Annotated in this window: 16 protein-coding genes; 3 read left to right on the top strand and 13 right to left on the bottom strand. The window is 56.7% G+C overall.

From position 1 onward, the window contains the following. Positions 1-590 precede the first annotated feature (590 nt). The 9 genes from GGD65_RS29405 to GGD65_RS29365 form a co-directional block, all read right to left on the bottom strand. Entirely contained in the window at positions 591-1442 is an 852-nt protein-coding gene (locus tag GGD65_RS29405) for a hypothetical protein (protein WP_183237461.1), read from the bottom strand. Between the two features lie 262 nt (positions 1443-1704). Further along, positions 1705-2109: a hypothetical protein gene (locus GGD65_RS29400; RefSeq protein ID WP_183237460.1), complete on the bottom strand. Its 405-nt coding sequence runs from the start codon at positions 2107-2109 to the stop codon at positions 1705-1707. A 53-nt stretch (positions 2110-2162) separates the two neighbouring features. Continuing rightward, positions 2163-3191, bottom strand: coding sequence for a hypothetical protein (locus GGD65_RS29395; RefSeq protein ID WP_183237459.1), 1029 nt, complete (start codon positions 3189-3191; stop codon positions 2163-2165). A 53-nt stretch (positions 3192-3244) separates the two neighbouring features. Beyond that, positions 3245-6511 carry a DEAD/DEAH box helicase gene (locus GGD65_RS29390; protein ID WP_183237458.1) on the bottom strand — a complete coding sequence of 1089 codons (3267 nt, stop codon included), beginning with the start codon at positions 6509-6511 and terminating at the stop codon, positions 3245-3247. Continuing rightward, a complete protein-coding gene (locus GGD65_RS29385; RefSeq protein WP_183237457.1) occupies positions 6504-7358 on the bottom strand; it encodes a hypothetical protein in 855 nt (284 codons plus the stop codon). Before GGD65_RS29385 ends, GGD65_RS29390 begins: the two co-directional genes overlap by 8 nt. Positions 7359-7472: 114 nt before the next feature. Next, a complete protein-coding gene (locus GGD65_RS29380) occupies positions 7473-7886 on the bottom strand; it encodes a hypothetical protein (RefSeq protein WP_183237456.1) in 414 nt (137 codons plus the stop codon). A gap of 107 nt (positions 7887-7993) precedes the next feature. After that, positions 7994-8233 (bottom strand): hypothetical protein, encoded by a 240-nt coding sequence (locus GGD65_RS29375; protein WP_183237455.1) that lies wholly within the window; start codon positions 8231-8233, stop codon positions 7994-7996. Positions 8234-8559: 326 nt separating this feature from the next. Beyond that, positions 8560-9840: a type II toxin-antitoxin system HipA family toxin gene (locus tag GGD65_RS29370; RefSeq protein WP_183237454.1), complete on the bottom strand. Its 1281-nt coding sequence runs from the start codon at positions 9838-9840 to the stop codon at positions 8560-8562. After that, entirely contained in the window at positions 9830-10168 is a 339-nt protein-coding gene (locus GGD65_RS29365) for a helix-turn-helix transcriptional regulator (RefSeq protein ID WP_027562245.1), read from the bottom strand. Before GGD65_RS29365 ends, GGD65_RS29370 begins: the two co-directional genes overlap by 11 nt. Positions 10169-10453: 285 nt before the next feature. On the opposite strand from GGD65_RS29365, the gene GGD65_RS29360 reads away from it, so the two are divergent. Beyond that, positions 10454-12055, top strand: coding sequence for a hypothetical protein (locus tag GGD65_RS29360; RefSeq protein WP_183237453.1), 1602 nt, complete (start codon positions 10454-10456; stop codon positions 12053-12055). Positions 12056-12105: 50 nt separating this feature from the next. Beyond that, positions 12106-12417 carry a hypothetical protein gene (locus GGD65_RS29355; RefSeq protein WP_179736835.1) on the top strand — a complete coding sequence of 104 codons (312 nt, stop codon included), beginning with the start codon at positions 12106-12108 and terminating at the stop codon, positions 12415-12417. Between the two features lie 295 nt (positions 12418-12712). Here the strand turns inward: GGD65_RS29355 and GGD65_RS29350 are convergent, their stop codons facing one another. The 4 genes from GGD65_RS29350 to GGD65_RS29335 are packed head-to-tail and all read right to left on the bottom strand — an operon-like array spanning position 12713 to position 17204. Continuing rightward, positions 12713-13981, bottom strand: a complete 1269-nt coding sequence (locus GGD65_RS29350; protein WP_183237452.1) for a DUF2130 domain-containing protein — start codon at positions 13979-13981, stop codon at positions 12713-12715. Beyond that, on the bottom strand, positions 13978-14184 hold the full coding sequence (locus tag GGD65_RS29345) for a KTSC domain-containing protein (protein WP_183237451.1): 207 nt from the start codon (positions 14182-14184) through the stop codon (positions 13978-13980). The genes GGD65_RS29350 and GGD65_RS29345 overlap by 4 nt, the downstream gene beginning before the upstream one ends. Before the next feature lie 3 nt (positions 14185-14187). Further along, positions 14188-15984, bottom strand: a complete 1797-nt coding sequence (locus tag GGD65_RS29340) for an ATP-binding protein (RefSeq protein WP_183237450.1) — start codon at positions 15982-15984, stop codon at positions 14188-14190. Then, complete coding sequence (locus tag GGD65_RS29335) at positions 15981-17204, bottom strand: SIR2 family protein (protein WP_210286643.1); 1224 nt, start codon at positions 17202-17204, stop codon at positions 15981-15983. The genes GGD65_RS29340 and GGD65_RS29335 overlap by 4 nt, the downstream gene beginning before the upstream one ends. 302 nt (positions 17205-17506) lie before the next feature. Here GGD65_RS29335 and GGD65_RS29330 point away from each other — a divergent pair, with 302 nt between their 5' ends. After that, complete coding sequence (locus GGD65_RS29330) at positions 17507-17725, top strand: hypothetical protein (protein ID WP_183237449.1); 219 nt, start codon at positions 17507-17509, stop codon at positions 17723-17725. The last annotated feature ends 724 nt before the right edge of the window (positions 17726-18449 follow it).

The following is an 18449-nucleotide window of genomic DNA, read 5'->3' as shown; positions in this document are numbered from 1 at the left end:
GCAGCGACCTCTCATCGGAGAATGGGCAATGGTCGGGTACATCACGAACAGGATCCCGGAGATGACAAGAGCGCCAGTCCCGATGCGGCTCGCAGCCATCGGCTTCTCGCTCTCATTGATCGCAGGATCCCGCTTCCCTGATCGCGCATGAGGACCAAGGAAGTTGTCATCGTCCAGATCGTGTGTCATGTCGACTGTAGGCTCGCAATAGACAGATAGCTCCAATTTCACGATTTCGATAAAACGCATAGTACCGCTTTGTGACGGCACGAAACTTGAAGAGCCTTGCATGAACAACGGCGACATAAGATGCATCGGCTGAGGTGGATCGAATTTGGCGCTTTGCCTAGCACAAGGGGCGAACGTCGCTGCCCCGCGATCAAAGCAAGGCGACCCAACGAATGCAACGGCTGCAATTCTCTTGGCGGTTGGGTTCGCACTCGAAATGCAAGAACCAGGTGATTACCATCTCGATGGAAGGCTATCCTGGATGCCATCGTCCGCAGATCCTGCGCCGATAATGAGGTATCAATGAATGTGAGCATGGAGCCGCGTTGCTGACCCCGTCCGAAAGTGATCGCCCTTTTCCGTTAGATCGTCGGGATGTTGGCTTCCTGAAGCAGGTCGTTCAGATCGCGCCTGCACTTGTCCCTGACATCCTCCAGGGAACGGGCGAGCGAAGGATCTACAAAATCGAGGAAGTTGTTGACGCGCCGGATGGTGCCGTCCTTTAGACCCTGCTCCAAACGCGAGCGAAGCTGTCTGAGTTGCCCATTCAAGCCGCCCAACCCGTCGCGAAGTTCCCTATTCTGCACTTCCCTGTATCCACCGACGGCCTTGCGGATCACATGCCGACTTTCCCGATCAACAAGCTCGCCGGTGCGAAGCGCCTGTTGGGTATCCTTTAGAGCTTGGAAGAATTCGTCTGGCGTCTCGCAATGTAGCGGGACCTCGAAGGCCGGCCTCTCGAAGGCCATGGCGATGGTGCGGAGGATCACTTCATCAAGATCGTCGGCTCCGCGAACTTGAATTACATCCCGATAGTACCAGCGCTGCAACTCCGGGAAACTGTTAAGATATGAAATGCACTCGTCCCAAGACCACACAATGGCTCTGCGATCTAACCTGTTCACTTCCCACTCCCCATTGAGATCATCAACAAATTTCTGAACGCGGGTGTCGCGGCGCGCAGTCGTTGCGAGGATCCAGATATTCAAATCAGGTTTGAAGGAAAGCGCCTCCCTAGCCGCAGTGTGTAGGAAACGGCGGTCAATTGGCCCACCCGGGTATGGATTGCCGCGCTCGTCCAAATCAGACAGACGCTTACATTGAATGCCAATCATGCCATGACGCGATTTTCCATACACGTCGACCCCATGTTGAGCCTGCCCCGGTCGGCCGTAGCTTTGGGCGCCTGGAACATCATAGACCTCACGAAGCATTCCGACGGCTAGTTCTTCGAATTGCTGCCAGTAGAGCGGAGGCTGAAAGAATTGAGATATCGTCCCAATCAATGATCCATTGCGCAATCTCTTTGACGGCAGGTTCGCCAGCTATGACATGTCGAGATGTCTGAGCTAGCTAGAAAACAGAGCAAGCAGAGAGCGGACGCTCGACGAGGCCACCGCTGTGCTGAATAAGGCTCGCGAAGGGATACTCGAGTTGCGAAGTGCCCGCTGAGCAGACATAAGGACCGCGGCAACCTCATATTTGGTTCACCGTTTTGGCAAGTCGGTTATAGCTGATGACACGGTTAATTACCGGGAAGCGGCTGATCACGTAGTGCTCGATTTTGGCCAGGCGGAGTTCGCCTAACAGCAATCCTTCTCTATTCTTTTCCTTGGAGAGGGCCGACCGATAGTAGCGTTCGAGCGACCGATTATAGCGCGCGAGGAGCCTCCGGTCGGTTTCGAGCTTACTGAGATCAATCCAATTGTTCTTGCATTGAAAATTGTAGACCGTATCGTCACGAACGGTTACGATGTCGAACTCCGCGCGGTTGATCCGCTTGATACCTGTGACCGCGAATCCCAATTTGGACAAGTCAGCCGCCACCTTTCGCTCGAAAATGAAGCCTGCGTGGATCTGGAAGCGCTTGCGGCTACCCAAATGGACATTTTTGAACGCATTGAGGAAACGCGTCAGCAGGTTGACGTTGCTCTCTACGACATCCCCTTGAAGCTGTTGCTAGCCTGTTTGAAATGAGCGTCGCCACCGAGCAACATGCGCTCGAGCTCCACCGACGGAAACACCGTCTGAGCCGCCAACATCGAACGAAACTTTCCTAATTCGATTCTGATGAAGTAATCGTCCTCACAGTAGCGAGAGAATGCAAACACAAGGAGCGAGAGGGTCGAATACTCATCATCGTTCAGACCGAAGGCATCGTAGGCGGTCTGGATGAAACGCACGTTGTTGCGGAGCTCCGGCGCCGAGAAGATCTTGGCAGGGTCCTTAGGTTCGGCGCGGGTCGACGTCAGGTAACCGCCACGTTGCTGATGTATGTCGAGGAGGCTGACACGCTCCGGTTCAAGAAACACACCCTCCAAGGCATTATATTCGTGGCTGGCATAGGCTCCCCGTTTATCTGCAGCCAGAGTGAAGTCCTTGAATACCTCTGCAAGAACGCCTTTCCAGTTCCAGCCTGTAAACGAGATGCAGCAATGCTCAACGATCGGCAGAAGCTCATTGAACGCCACTTCCGGAGCAAGTGGCCGCGTTCCCGAACAGACCTCAGGCATCATGTACAGCAACGAGACGAAATGCCGGCGGCGCGATTGGAAATAACCCGCGGCGTCGGCGACGCTATAGATTTGGGAGCCGTCGCCGAGGCCACGACCATCCGATTGAAATCCAACCATCGCGCGAGTGGTCCGCAGCATGGTGATCATGAATCGCTTTGCCAACGCCTCGCCGTAGTATGGCGCCACCAGGCCTCGCGCCAGAAGGGCCACATTCGGGTTTGCGACCAGCCCGGCGCCGACCGGCAGATACATCAACCGAAGCGACTTCTCGTCATCGATGTCGCCGTAGAGAACGACATTGATGAATTCCTCGATGTCACGAATGATTCCATGCCAAGTCGACAGCGCACCGCGCGCATCATACTGAACCAGATGTTTCCAAATGGCCTCGCCGTGAAGCCCGATTTGCTCGTCGATTAGACGGATTGCCTCTCTCCGTCCGATCAATTCGGTGCAGTCGCTCAGGACCTTCCCTCCCCTGGATCTCTATTCCTCGTCGTTCAGCCCGTAAACGACTGAAACAGCATCGCGGCCGCGACTTCATTTCTTACAACGTCCATTTCTGCGGATGATCCCGCCTTGAAGCGCCCGCGTAACGCAAGACATGCCTCAAAGGTTTCAACCCGCGAAGCGGCGGTTGTAATTTGTCTCAAGGCGGCATGATGGCGATCGTAGTCCCCGGCTCTCACCATTTGGGGCAGCATGTCGATGATCGGAAGCACGGTCCCTTCTCCTTCTGCAGCCTTATGGGCGACGATCTGTCCAAGCACGCCACAGAGGAAGCCGAAATCAGGGGCAATGCGTATGGCGAAACGGCGTGCACGCTGCGCCGTGGAGGATCGATTTGCTTGTTGTTTAACCTCCCCCTCGTGCTTCCGGATGAAGGTGAGGAGCCAAGCCTCAATCTCAACAAGCGTACGCCCTCCACACCACATCGAGACCAACGTCTGAAGCGCCTCCAGTATCCGCTTGGCTGTGGCTGTGGGTGCTGTCGTATTTGTGTAGGCTCGGCCGAAGACCGACTCGAGGGCCGCCTCCCTGACAAAGATCGTCAAATCCAAAGGGTGTTCAGCCACGACATCGAGCAACCATCTGATCCAGTCTTCGGTTGCGGTCTTATCAACCGGCGCCTGATCAAGCGCCTCCTCCAGCCGCTCGATGAGTCTTGGAGGAATACCATTCCGTACAGCGATTTCCCGCTGCCAATCGAGAACGGGCGGATCTTCCAATTGCTCCTCGGCAGCCTTGAGCGCGGTACGGCAGCGTTGGAGCCATCTATCCGCTCCTTGAGCATCAGCTTCTTTCAGCCGGAAGTACCCCAGAGAGCGACGGACAATGTCGTCAAACCCGCTCTCGCCCGCTGCTGTGACAGCCGACAAACGCCGGATAATCGACTGCATTTTCGGGTCGGAATCGGCGGATACCTCGATCTGATCGAGCAGCAATTCGATCGGATCATAAATCTCCTCACAGGCATCCCGCTCGGAAAAGACCGTCTTCAAGATTCCTTCCTCCGGTAGAGCGAGGTTCGCTCTCTCTACTCCAATCGGCTGTGCAGGTATGACGATTGCCAGCCCGGTTGCTGCGTATGCCGCGCGCCCAGACCTTCCTAGCGCATTGAGTATCTCGTGAGGACGCAGATCCGTGCGGGGATTGCCACTTGGGTCATCAACCGCGCTCCTATCGGTGCCTGCGAGGATCACCACGTCGCACGGCAGATTCAACCCTTGCGCAATGGTAGATGTCGCGGCGACCACATCGAGGCCCAGATCGTCGCTTTCGATCTCCCTGCGAACCCGGAAAACGCTTTCCGTCAGTTTCCGCTCCAGGGGGAGCAGATCGCCATGGTGTACGGTCGCCCTGCACCCGGAGGGATCGAATGTGGCTTCGGGCGATCCCACATCTTTGAGAACCGACTTCCGCATCTCCTCCTGCGCCTCATCCAACGCGATCGTAGCCCTCGCCAGAAGTCCATTGATCTGATCTGCAACGCTTCCACATGCCTTGGTATCGTTGCAGAACACAATCACACGCTTTCCGACGGACGCGTAATCCGCTGCAATCTGCGCGGCGACTTCGTTCCTGTTCGATGTAAATCGGCCCCTGGCGTTTCTCACTAGCGGCGGCCGTCGATCTGAGAGTGCTTGCACGACTAGTTTTTCCGGCCTCTTGGGGTGCCAGCCTGAGATCAACGAGAAGAGCCCGAGGGGCTGTGCGGGAACGCGGCTCTGTGCCGCCTTACTTTTCATCCTCAATGCTTCTTTCGCGGCCTGAGCAACGTCAGAGCGGTCATAGATGACACAAGAGCGAAGTTGTCGTGTTGGCTTCCAAGGATCGTCGAACGGCTCAACCTCCCTTCCCGTCACGCCGCGCAGCCAACGCGCAATTTCGGCGCCGTTGGCGACCATGGCAGACAGCAGCAGCAGGTCCGCTTGCTTGCGATGGCGGAGAAACGTCAGAAGCGCCAGCATTGCGTCGATCGCTCGCGCGCTCACCTTTGATGAGGTTTTCGGATCGTCTGCACTGATGAGATGAAATTCGTCGAATACAAGAAGCCCTACCTTGTCGAACAGCTCGGGTGCGAAACCCAAAAGGGCAAGGCAACGCTCTGGCGTCATTACGGAGAACGGTGGCAGCCTCTCACCAAGCTCCTCGAGCGCAACATCTTCAACAACGCTGACCGCCTCCAAGCCCCCGATTTGCGCAGACATGTCCGTCTCGACCTGATCGACCAAAGCATGCGTTGGCGCTAGGTAGACGACGCTCTCCCCCGCACATAAGGTCGCTGCAATTTTCAGGACAGATAGAGTTGTCTTTCCCGAACCGGTCGGAGACGTCATCACCATCGATCTGCCGCGGTTCAGGTATCCAGTCCTGACTGCCTTCAGATGATTGATCCATAGAAACGGGCGCGATTGCGCTTGCGAGAGGAGCCAGTCGGCCCAGGCCTTCGCCTGCGCACCGGATGGTGTTGGAAGCCGAACTAGCATTGCAGCCTGCATGCCATTGACGAGGCGGCTCAAGAGCGTTGCCAGATGATGTGGCCCCGCAAACTGGTGATGTATCGTTCCCTCAAGCCCTAGCTTGAACTCTACTGCCGATGCCTCCGACAGACGGATGACCCGGCTCAGCCTTGAACGGACATCCGCGTCAGGAGCGGCGCTCCCGCGCGCCTCCTGACCGAGCCCCTGAACAACATACGCACACTCCCTCAGAAGGAGGTCGGTGGCGACTTCGCGGCTGTCACCCTGTGCAATGAAGTCTTCGTCGAGGTCACGCTCAATCAACGGGGTGAGATTGCCGGTTGCCAACTCCCGAAGGCTAAGAATCAAAGATCGTCGGACCGCCCGCCGTTCGCCCCTGGCCCTCAGTTGACCTGCAACTTCCGCAGCATCGGCCGCCCGGTCGGCAATTAGGAACAGGAGCGTCGCCGAAATCGACGCTCCTACAGCATCACCTGAAACAAGCGTCGGCCGGTCTAATGCGGCTTCGCGAACGCGGCTCAATATTTGATGAGCACTCGCTGCGACGAAAGCCGCAGCACGTGTTTGCTCTGGTCGAAGATTGAGTGCGACATAGGCCTCGAAGGTCGAAGCAAGGCGCCTCACCCGGTCGATCACATCGCTTGCGATCGCAGATGCCCCCAGTAGGCGGACTGTGGCCAGCTCTATGTGCGCGGCCGTAAGTAGTTCGTCCAATGTTTCTGGGTCCAGACCAGGCAGGTCCGGTGCTTGGCGTAGAAGAATGCGGGAACTTGGATCAAACACCGGCGATCTCCTCGACTTTCGCCGCCACCTCGCCTGCGAGGAGGGCTAACCCACTCCGCACGTTGTCGAAGGCCAACACGCCGGCCGTCCGCGATTCGAGCGACCCACCGGCCGCGGCTTCAAAGCCGGCAATGATGTGCAGAAAATTCCCTGCCTTGCGCTGATCTTCGCCTGTCGCCACGGCAACCCTGAACTCGCGCGCGCCCTCCCAGAACACGTCGTCAACCGCCGTCTCGGGATCGATGTTTGGGACACTCTTGAGCAGGGTTACGAGGTCGGCGAGGATCTCATCGTCGCGATCACCGCTAAGAATAGTCCCGATCTCAGGCCATACGCTGGAACTTATGAGGCTACGGGGTGATTTCGAAGCCTTGTCCTCACAAAGCACAATTCGCTTGATCTCGCGTCCATGCCCATCCAGCTCGACGATAAAACCGTCAAAGCCCTTATCTGCCTGCCGCACATGGGGAGCAGTCATATAGCCGTTCGGAAGAGCCATTCTCGCGGCGACCCACGAGATATGTTGGAACAGGAGGCCGTCGCGATGAACAATGGATGTTTTGATCCGCTTCTCCGCGGCTTCCTTCTCTGCGTCGGTGCCCGACCGACGCAGGTCTAGGTCTTCCGCATGCGGAGCAGTCAGCTTTCGTACGACATTCTGTACCACCTTGCCCTTTGAAGCCCGTCGGCGCGGCTCCAAGGCATTGATTACGCGCTGAGCGTTTTGCTCCTGTCGCAAATACAGGTAGGCGACAACTTCAATCAGCTTGGCACGGCTTTTCTTGTTAATCGACCATTCAGAAAAATTGCATTCGGTAGTAGTGGACGGCTTTAGCGAAAGCGGCATTCTAATCGTTTCCGAATCTACGAATATTTTCAATCTAACAGCGCATTGCAACCAAGTCACCCGTTACAATGCTCATTGCGGTCTCTCGGGTGGCCGTTAACGCGCGGCACGCGATCAACTGACTTGCCGGAAGAAGCATTGTTGCCGCCGCACGACGCACTCCGCAATCAACTTCGATCGAGACACGTGATCATCATAATGGCTGATATCGGCCACGCCGTGCGCGCCAAGTGCGACCTTAATCGCATCGAGGCGTCTCAACCGCTCACGCAATTTCGAGAGCGCCCTCTCGGCCTCCTCCCTGACGGTTTTAACGTACTCCATGAATTCCACCTGCACCTGTTCGGCAAGCAGCCCCACGATCTGCGATGTCGATTTCATCGCGGACAGAATCGAAAGCGCGGCGAGCCGATCTGCTGGATTGGCGTTGTCCCGCGTCGGATCCCGCATGATGTCCAGAATGATGAAGGTGTGGAGACACAGCACCGCGGGGCCCCGCGTCACGTTCTCGGAGACTGAAAAAGCCATCACGTGCGCTGGGAATCGTAGGCTTTCAAGAACTCATATTCAATGACGAGCTTTAAGGCATGGTCCTCGTCCCATCCCTCCGCCTTCCTCAACCATCGGCGTAGCCGTTAGCCGTCCAGTTTTTGCGCGCTGCGATGCGCCAGGATCAAAAAGCGGAGCCAGCGCGGTTGGTCGAGTGGATGCGATGAGCCCGTGGATTTGTTAGCCAAATCCGAGAAGGCTTCGAGCGCCTTAGCCGCCTCAGGCGAGACCCACTCTTCAAGGGACTGCCGGGGAGAAGATAGTTCTACGACGAATCCGGTCGACGAGGATGCTGGCTTGGCGATCAGGCATTCGAATTCCTGCAAGAGGCCATTGTATTGCGCGTAAGTAAGCCGGTCGAGCTCTCTTGGAACGATATTTGTAATCTGTACCCACCTTCACGAGACCAGAGCGTAAGCCGGGCCGCAGGCAGGCTCTTGTCGCTCTGCCGTTGAAAGACGAGGATATCCTCGCCGCGGGCCATGCGACCAAGATCCTTGTCGGCGTCTATCCCACGCTCCCAATGGCGATGTTGCAGCGGCAATAAGCGCCTCCCGCAGCTCTGCACGCCTGGTTTCGGGACCAAGGATCGAGAGATCCTGGAAGACTTCGATCGCGTGTTTGTCGCTCATGTGTTTGGTCTCCGATCGAACTAGCTGATCAGGCTCGTTATGGCCTGCGGCGCGCCAATGAAGGCGTAAGGATTGAGGAACTGGCGGCGCCAAAACAAGTTTCGATCCACTTGTCCAAGCGCGGCTTCGTCACAAACCGCCGACCAGCGATCCTTGATGGTTTTGATTTGATGCACGACAATCGCGACGGCATCCGTCTCGTTGAGAAGAAACGACGGCGCGCCTTTTAGGCAGAGCGCAATCTGGCTGTGCCGATCCTGGCCCAAGATAAGCATGGCTTGCGTCGCCTCGCCGCCCGTGCGGCTTTGCGGACAAATATCATAGGCAGGTGTGAGCGTCAGATTCGTGCCGTCCCAGAAGGCTGCGTGATTTCGGGCATGGTCATCCGTGTTGCCGCAGAGCACGTTGAAGACAATGCGCGAAAACAACTCCCGTAGCGTCTCCTTGGGTTCCGTAAAACGGTGGCGGATGGTCGTGGCGAGCTGTTCGTAGCTGGCGTAACGGGCCATCATTTCGTCCAGCTCAAGCAATGTTAGGGCGGATACCATGGCCTTGCGGTACCATCCGCCGGTAGCCTTCGCACGATCGAAGCGCTCGATAAGGAGGATGTCCTTGCCCGCCACGCGTTGAAGGCTCACAGGCGCGACGCGAAGCCCGGCCGCCGCGGCCAGGCGCATTGCGATGAATTCCGCCTTCACCACGCTATAGAGGTCGGTTTGCGAAGAAAACTTCGCGATGAATTTCTTATCATCGGAGTTAATCGTCGCTTTCGGGCGCGCCCCGCCAATGGAGCTACCGTGGAAAAGAGCCCGGTCGAGCTCGGGCGTCAGCGGCGTTCCTTGTTCGACGAGCGCCGCCGCATTGAAGAGCTCATCGAGAGAGGCGCCCTCGCCTTCACGCGCGACATAGGCTGAGGGCGAGGGTTGAAAATCGAGCGCGCCGATGCGATCCGACCCTGACTCGAGGAGAAAGGTCAGCTCATCAAGGCTGCCCGCGTCAATTTCCTTTCCGCGGGCGCCGAACTTCCGATTGAGGATCACGCGCCGGCCCCAGGCGTCGGGAGCGCCGTCGCGAATACAGTTCGGCATGTTCAGACCCGCAAGAAGCGGAAGGATTCCGCTCCGCAGCGGCAATTCGGGCTGGTAAAGCGCAATGGCGTCCTTGCGCTCGATATAGCTCCGTCCATAGTTGAACAGGAGCTGTTCGCCACGCGCCGACAGAAGGCCTGCAACAACCGGTTTCGTCTGGCCCGGTAGCCAAGTCCAGACATAGGCCTCAGTGAATTTGGGATCAGAAGTCATCCTTGACCTCTTCACCCCGCCGGGCACGAATGGATTTAGGCAGAAGCGTCATGACTTCGCGATTGCTTTCGATCGCCTGAGACATTGTCGCCTGCTCGACGTCGAACAGCCTGACGCCGACAATCGCAGCGACCTCAAAGACAGCGCCAATGGTGGATCGCGGGTCGCCTGCCTCTATGCGCCGCAGCAGCCCGCGCGAGATCCCTGCCCGCTCCGCGACGTTGAGGGTGCTCATCTTCCGTTCGATGCGGGCCTTGCGCAGGAGCTGCCCAAGCAGCACCGCAGCATCGGCTGCATAGGCAGAAATGGGATGATGGATCTTAGCCATGGTTCATAAATAGATCGTCACGCCCTTCGTGGATCGTATATAGACCAAGGCCGCAAAAGTTTCAACTGGACTGGTGCATAAAAAGATCAGATCGGCCCTTATGGTCCATTAATGGACCGTCCTTCAGAGAAACGTAGGAATTATCAAGGAGCTGGCGAGGACGCCCTTAATCCCAGACCTCGCCTCGTCCAAGCTTCCCACAGGAGATTTCGCATCTAAAAGCGCGGCAGATTGCGGAATCGACCTCGGGTACATAGCATGAACGCAAGCGATTGAAAAACGTTCATGGCAGACACATCCGGCGACTTTGAAATTGAGCCTGAGTTCGAACCGGGCCGCATGTGGCTTGTCGAACTCGCCTTCTGGCGCCCTTCAACGCTGGCCGACGATGAAATGGAATCCTGCTTTCCGGACCGAGATGGAAGATGGAGCAGCCAAACCAAGGCTGCCGTTCTCAGACATGGTGCGAAGGGTCTCGACCTCAATCAGAATTGGGCTCTTGTCGAACAGAATTGGTTCTGTCCCGTTTGCCGGCGCAGCAAAGTCGATATCTTCCGCCTTTCCAGTCGCGGTATTCTGCTCGCCAATTTGGAAGAGCATCACGATCACCTGCGGGACTACGTGGGGCGTCGAGGGCGCACGTTGTTCGGGGACCGCTGGACCGTAGATCTTCCGCCAGGATGTGGAGAAATAGCCGATACTGTCGAACACTTGGTATCCAGCTTCCCTCGCGAGCTCGTCTGCTCGGAATGTAACGCCGCCGACGGCAAGGCAAAGCTCATGATGAAGGGCGCCATTCCGGCGTATTTCAGCTTTTCGCCCGCCGAAATTCGCACGTTTATCGAGCCGGTTGCGAACGCGGACCACCGGGTCCTCGAGGACCGCGTTGAGAAGGCCTGGCAAGCCTGCGCGCCCTCGCTAAATGCACGTATCGCTTTGATCGATCAAACGTTGAACATGATTCATTCCGGCGCGCTCTACCGGGAAAGAGGCACATCGTCCTTCCGGATGTCTCAACGTCAATTCGAACCGCAATTCCAACTTTACAAGGCTTTTCTTCGGGAAGCCGATCGTGATGAACGCGGTCGGGAGCTGACGCGAACGATGGCCGAATTCCTTGCCCGCTCGGTTCAAAAACACTCGCCCGTCCTGACCCCGCGACCACGGCGCGAGGCTCATGCAGGCGCGGCCCCGACGGACAACGAGTATGCAGCCTATTGCGATGTCGTCTCGCCCCGGCGCTGGCGTGAGGCTAGTGAAGATTGGGCATGCCCCGTTTGCGGTCGAGGAAAACGGGCGCTCATTCGAAAATCGGGTAGTGGAAAATGGGCGGGCGGGATTCGGGAGATGGTCGAACCCATTGAGGAAACGGATGCGATTGCGGTAAAACATCGGCGGCGAACTCTGCCAGGGTTCTCGCATGCCTTCATCATGAAAGGATCCCAATCGGTGCACATCTGCTCGGATTGCGCCGACATCATCCCGCAGATCAAGTCCCGGCGTCGTGATTTGACCGACATTTACTTAAAGCTGGATGACCTGCGATCGTGCATTCAAACCGCGACGGCGCATCTACCGCATGAAGTGGATTGGGAAGAGGTCGCGCGCCGTGCACAGTCGAATCAAGCCATCGCATCAGCCTGGGATGCTTATTGGAAGCATCGATACCTCACGTCCCGCCTTCGCCATATCTTCCGGGTCTTCGCGAAGGAAGGCGGCGAGGCGCGCGGGCTTGAAGAGGCAGCCGAAGAGCTGATGTTCGTTGCAGAGATTGACGAGCAATCCGAGGCCCTCCATCTGATCCGATGGTTCCTTCAGGAGGATGAGCATTTCGGTGGTGAGGAAGCGCGCCGCAAAGCCGAATATCATGCGCGGAAAGCAAGCTGAACTTAGCGGTAGCGCTGGAAAGAGTTGTCCATGCCGTCAAGGAGGATTGCGTGAGCCTGAATGATCCATCTCAGATTTTTTATGTTGCGAATGTGCGTGTGCCAGGCGGCGGAAACAACATCTCGCTGGACGAGGCCGATCTAGAGCGGTACCGCACCGATCCCGACGGCTTTGCTGCCGAGCAGTTTGGTCTGTCGAAGATCGAATATATTGAATGGGTGGAGGTAGACGGTACGCCTCTTTGCTCACATCGGACGAAAGGGGGCGATCTTTGTCGCAATGCAACGAGCCGCTCGCAACAATCCGCCCGCGCTTGGAAGGAAGCGCATCGAAAATTCCAATGCTCCTCTCACCGAGCCTGAGTCTACATGATGCGCCCGCATGCTTAGGGTGATAAGGGACTCACATCGTTAACCGCGAGTAGCCGATTATTCGGCAACTCGCGCGGCGCGCGCGATCATCCTGGGCGTTGGTTCGATCCTGCGCGCGCGCAGCCTATTCCGCCAAATTATCCGGTGCGAAACTACAGGTGCATTTCAGCCGGAACCGGCTTCCGAGCGTGTTTTCCAGTTCAGCTGGGCGATCGCCTGACTACTGCTGACAGCCAATCGCCACACCGGCAAGCGGAAGAGAGAGCAAAATGGCCGGCAATACGTGTCAGTCGTCTTTGTTTTCGATCAAAGGCATTTCCAAAGCAGGTATTTCCTGCAGTGCGCGCCCTGCTATGCCTTGAAGGTCGCCATACATTCCGACCGTCGAGTCGATGACACCTTGAATCTGCGCTTCACGCTTAGCCCAAAGACGCGTGGTCGTCTTCCGTTCGCGATTTAGGTCCTCTTGCATTTCAGAGAACCGCTCAACGATGGCTTCGACGCGATGGCGGAACCGGGGGCCAGTCAGATACTGGTACACGAGCTCCGTTTTGGTTTGCTGCCCATCCTGAGACAATCGGGCGGCAGCGAGCTCGATCAAGGATTGACGTAGTACAGCGGCCACGGGGAGCACGAACCGAGGATGCGCAACCCAAATGCCCTCCATCAATTCGAAGCTCTCAACTCCCTTCGGCAAGACCTCAGATATGAGTAGCGCCAGCTCCGCCTTCGCGGATCGCCGATCTCCGCGCAGCTTTGGCAGCCAGGAATCACTCCAATTCTTGGTTCGTTTTGTCTCCCATAAAATTGCGCCGCAGGCCTGCCCCATCGGGCCGACCACGCGTTGTAACAAGTCACCCCCGAACTCGCCTTTAGCGACGGGCTCGAGCACATCAAGCGGAAATCGCCCTCCTAAGAGAGCCTCTAGCTGCAATTCGAGGACCTCGCCCTGCAACTGTTGTGACCCCTGCTCGGCTTTGCGCCTCAACTCCTCAATCTGCCGCTGCATCGACAGGATCTGTTCTTCCTTCTCAGACACCTTCAACCGAAGACCGTCTTCGGCGTCTTTTTTGGCTTGCTCGCGAATAGCGCCAAGTGCTTCCTGAACTCGCTTCTCGACAGAGAGCTCGAGTTCGCGCTTGGCGTCGTCAAGCTCGCGCTGCTTGCGCAACAACTCGACCTGAGCGGCCTGCGCCTCGGCTAACCTTGTATCTCGTTGGGCGAGCACATCTTTGAGCTCTGCTATTTCCTTTGCCTGAGCTTCAATATCCATTGTCAAAGCCAGTTTGGCCTTGCGCGCCTCGTCCTGCACAATCGCTTGGCGCTGGATCTGCAGCTTTTCTGCAACCAAGCTGTCGACGCTTTCCTGCGCCTGCTTGACCGCTGCCTGTTCGGCGCGAAGTTCCGCCTCGCGCTTAGACAGCGCGGCGTCCTTGTCGGCAATTTTCTGCTCATACTCACGTCTCGTTGCTGCGATCAGAGGCGCGGCCAGCGATTCGGTGAGCTTGATTTCAGTACGACAGCTGGGACAGGTTATCGTGGCATCGAGAGTCATGCGCGCTCGGACGGATAATTATCCCTAATGTTGGCATTAAAGTAGACGCCATGGGAATTCGCCGCCATCAGCCGCTCGTATTCAAATGCTGGGACATTGTAGTAGCGATACACACCGGCCTTGAACTCGACCTCAAGGGTCGAACTATCTTCATCATAGCCCACAGAAATCAGATTGGTCGAATTTACAGGTTGGCGCTCCATTATCTACTTTCCTTTTTTTCCATTCTTCCATTTTGGATTCTGCGCGCGCCAGGAGCCGCTGAGATTCACGTAGTCTTCTTTTCCTCTCGGCTTGGCCCAGGCCTGCGCAACTCGCGGATCTTCGCTGCTTGGCCTGGCATCTTCAGGCGGCAATGTTATGCGGCAACGGATTGGTAGCTTCGCCGCCTCTCCGGCAATGATGGCTTCACCGGTTCGCAGAACGGGCAAGCTATCCATAAGTCCGCTGAGGCTATCAGGCAGGGCGGATTGAACTTTGTTGCGATCGCCTGTGTTGGAGAGCCGCAGGGCAATAAAGGTCCCACATTGGGAAAGGATGGTGTCGTCGATCTCTGACGGCCGTTGACTGACAATCATGGCGCCGACACCAAACTTGCGTCCCTCTTTGACGATACGCTGAACCATCGCCTTCGCAGGACCGTCGGCATCCTTGCCGAGATATCGGTGTGCCTCCTCCATGACGACGAGTAAAGGTCGCTGACGGCCGCCTTCAGGGGTTTCTCGTCCCCAAAATAGCGCTTCATACAGAATATTGAGAATGCCGCCGACAAGGTGATGGAGGACACCGCTTGGTATGCCCGAGAGGTCAAGAATGCTGATCGGCTTCTCCGCGCCAAGCCAGCTTTCTAGTAGCTCTGGCAGGTCCTTCTTTGCTTGATCGCTAAGAGCTGGCTCCCAGTCTCCGGGATGAAGCATGAAGTCGTACTGACGATCGAGCAATCTCGATTTCATTTGATCGAGCTGCCGCCGAATTGAAAGGACACCTGTTTTGTTGGCGAAGGGCGTCGTATTACCTGGACCCGGCAAGGGATAGATCGGAGCGGTCAGCTTCTCTGCGTCACCAGCCTTCTGCATTGCAGAGTTGATTTGCGTGTTCTCCTTCCACGTCTTTATTTCCGGGTCTATAAGATCAAACCACAGCTGCTTCAAACTGAACGGAACCGGGGTATCGAACGTAAGCGAGTTGACGTCGATGCCGTCAAACTTTCCATCCTTGGCCAGTTGCAGTTTTTTCGCAAAAATTTTGTCCGTAATGGCGGTAAAGGCAGGGTCACTGAGCTTTCCTATCATAAAGGCCAGCAATTCAGTCGTGTCCGTGGCCCAGTACGGAATGAGTAACGGTTTTTCGTCGTCGGATGGGGAGACACGAAAGACATGCGCGACGTTTTTCAGCGCAGTCGCATACTCCCCATGAATATCGAGGAGCAGAATCCGCGTGCTTGGAAAGCCGCTCTTGCCGCTCGGCGAATTGACGATGGCACGCAGAAGACTCGCGATTGTTGTCGATTTTCCGGAGCCGGTCGACCCAAGCACGGCGCTGTGTCGGGTCACAAGACGATCCAAGTCGATGCGAACTGGGATGCTCTCAGCTCCTGCGAGCCTACCGATGACGACTTGGCCCATTTCGGCCGCACCATAGATATTCGCGAGATCATCCTCGGTGACGAGATGCACCTCATCGTTGATCGCCGGGTACTGGCTGATACCTCGTTCGAAAGCCGTATCGACAATTTCGCCCACGAGCTGGATCGTCGTCCATCGTTCTCCGCGCGAGTTCAAGTTCTGCGCGGCCTCCGGTGTCGCTGTCGCACCGACCTCTGCGATGATGCCGTAGAGATCATGGTAGCCTTGCGGGATCCGAACGAAACTACCGACTTGGCCAACGCGATAGCTGCGTCCACCAATGATGGCTATGCCGGATGCCACGCCCTCGAACTGACGGACGCTGATGGTCGCGCCCGAGACCGCGCCAACATGCCCAAGTAGGGTCGGTGCAATCATGCGGTCGCTCCGCTTGCTATTGCCGGAGCAGCAGCGCCGCCAGGTACGATTGCAGCGGGCGTGGCAGTGAGAGCTTGCATCGAACGTGATGCTGCGAAGAACCGGCCGAAGGCCTCAATCGCGCCCAACGTAAAGCGAGCCGGCCCACCCGAGGCCGGAGCCGACCAATAGGTTGCTCTAATCGGTCCCCAGTCTTTGCTGGGAAGTTCGGTCGAGACCTGCCAAGGCCCCTCGATGCCGTTTACCACCGCCTTGTCGGGAGCATAGACGCTCAGATTGGGACGGCGCCTTGCTAGGTCGCAAGCGGCAACCTCATCGGCAAGGGACTTATACTGAAAGGCGAAGACGCTTGCCGATGGATTGGCCGCCAGACCTTCATCTATACGAGCAGATACATGCGCATCCGCGTAGGAAAACCCAATTGAAATGAGGAGTGTGTCGGGGGTCGCCAAGAAAGCGCGCAAACGATCAAACAACGCTGCGTAAGGCGCTTTTTGAGTCTGATCGTACTTGAGATGCTCTGGAAAGACCAAATGGGTCGCCGCGTTACTGCCGGTTCGGATCACTTCGTCCTTGCCGCTCGCCTTCCAGCCGAGAGAACCATGCAGCTTCCAAAGTCTTGTCCACCGCGGCGGAAGGTCATTCCCGGCGACAGATACGGGATCGAAAAACGGCTCTCGTCCACCCGTAAACCCGTCGAAATAAGGGGCACGAACAGCCTCAAAGGCCTCCTCGAAAAGCAGATCGTAGTTCGTGGTGAATATCTCAACAGGATGATCACGAGAGATCCCCGTGATCCAGTTGACGAGGTCACTGTAGGCGCTTCCGTTCGTCGGAAGCCGCACATTCACGATTTTTCCGATTTCGGCGCAGATGTCCTCGCCAAAGGCTTTGAAGCCGTCGCCATCGAGGCCATGTATCTTTGACTTTCCGATGACTTTGCTAAGAGAGCGGATCCGCGACAGAATCGTCTCAATGTCTTGCTTGTCCAACTCAGCCTTGAGTGAGCTAATTTGGCTGCCATATTTCGGCGTCAGCGTATCAAGAACGAGCTTCGTGAGCCCTTCGACGGCGGGAATGAGAGGGTAGCTACCGTCATCCTTGGCGGTGCCCGCCCCTGCGCCCGCGCCGACTAACAGGCCGATGCGTTTTCTTCCCTGCGCGACAATAGTCCGCAACGCGGCCATGTATTGGTCTGGATTATGTATGCTGATGCTCAAAGCGGCTCCCGTCGTACAATTTCCACGAGTATTCTATTTCCGAGCCCCTGATATCACGCAACCGATTTTGAGCTGATGACGTGTGGATAATCTCTCGCGAAAAAGTGCGATAATTCACCCACGACTGCCTACGGCCTTTGTTGCGGCGAGTAGCACACATAGGCCTCGCCGAGGATTGCCGGTGCACACCGGCTGCCTTGCCCACTCCACCAAATCGCAGCACGACTGAGAACTTGAGCCTCAGACTAATAAAGGGCTGCCGGTCTTAGACAGGCAGCCAAGTCAAGGGAGGAAACGCCCATGTGGGCAGCGGTAGCGAGACCACCGCAAGGTACCGCCGACAGATCGGCGGATCTCGAAAGATCAAAGCTGGACGAGCCATCTTCGCAGCACATGTAGTTCAACCGACGCTGCATTTGAAGAAGAAGTTCTGCACGAAACGTACAAAACTGCGCAACGCGGTGACCGACTTTCCGTTGAACTTTTTGGCAGCTGATGATTTTCTGCTGTCCCTCGCATAGATGCGCCCAACCACTGTTCAGGAAAACAAGCATTCTCCAGCGCCACGACGAGACTCGCGACCTTGCGGTGAACGAGGAGACTTTCGAGTTGTCTTACTGCGAGGATTTTGGCCGCTTCTTCGAATTCCCGGAGGTCAGTCACTTCCACTTGCGGCGCGCCATAAGGTTGAGAGCAGCAGCATCCTGCTTGCACCTCTTTGAGCGGTCCGCACCTCGAGCATTATTCGGACTCGCTGCACTGTGCGTGCCGCTATCGACAGAGAGTGTAGTTCTTCGGCGGAGATACAGCGCGGTTCGCAGTCAGGCGGCAAAAGGAACGGGTATTGAGGCTATCTGCTTAGCTAGTCGGGGCCAATGGGCTGAGGTGATGCTCACAAGCAACGTGAGAGTACCTGCATCCTCAAAATCCAAAACCGAGCTGCCGCGACTGTGCTGAATTGAGCTTCACGCCTTCGATCAATTGTCGAAGACGAGATGACTCTTGTTGTGGTTGTAGTCGAGTACGAAACAGTCGATCCCGCAATCGTCTCCGCCATCAGTGATGTACTGGTCCGCCTCGAGAATTGAAATTCCGAACAGCCGGCTAAGGACTAGTCGTTGGAATTTGACGGTTCGAGGCTCGTCGAATTCGCCGTCTCCCTCCGGTGAAGGCCGCCTTGTCGGGTTGATACGAGTGCTGTGTAACAGCCCTTATGAACAGCAATAAGTTCAGTGCTCAGATTGG

This window comes from Bradyrhizobium sp. CIR18 (genome assembly GCF_014198295.1).
Taxonomy (GTDB): Bacteria; Pseudomonadota; Alphaproteobacteria; order Rhizobiales; family Xanthobacteraceae; genus Bradyrhizobium.
This window is presented reverse-complemented; position numbering and strand designations above follow the sequence as displayed.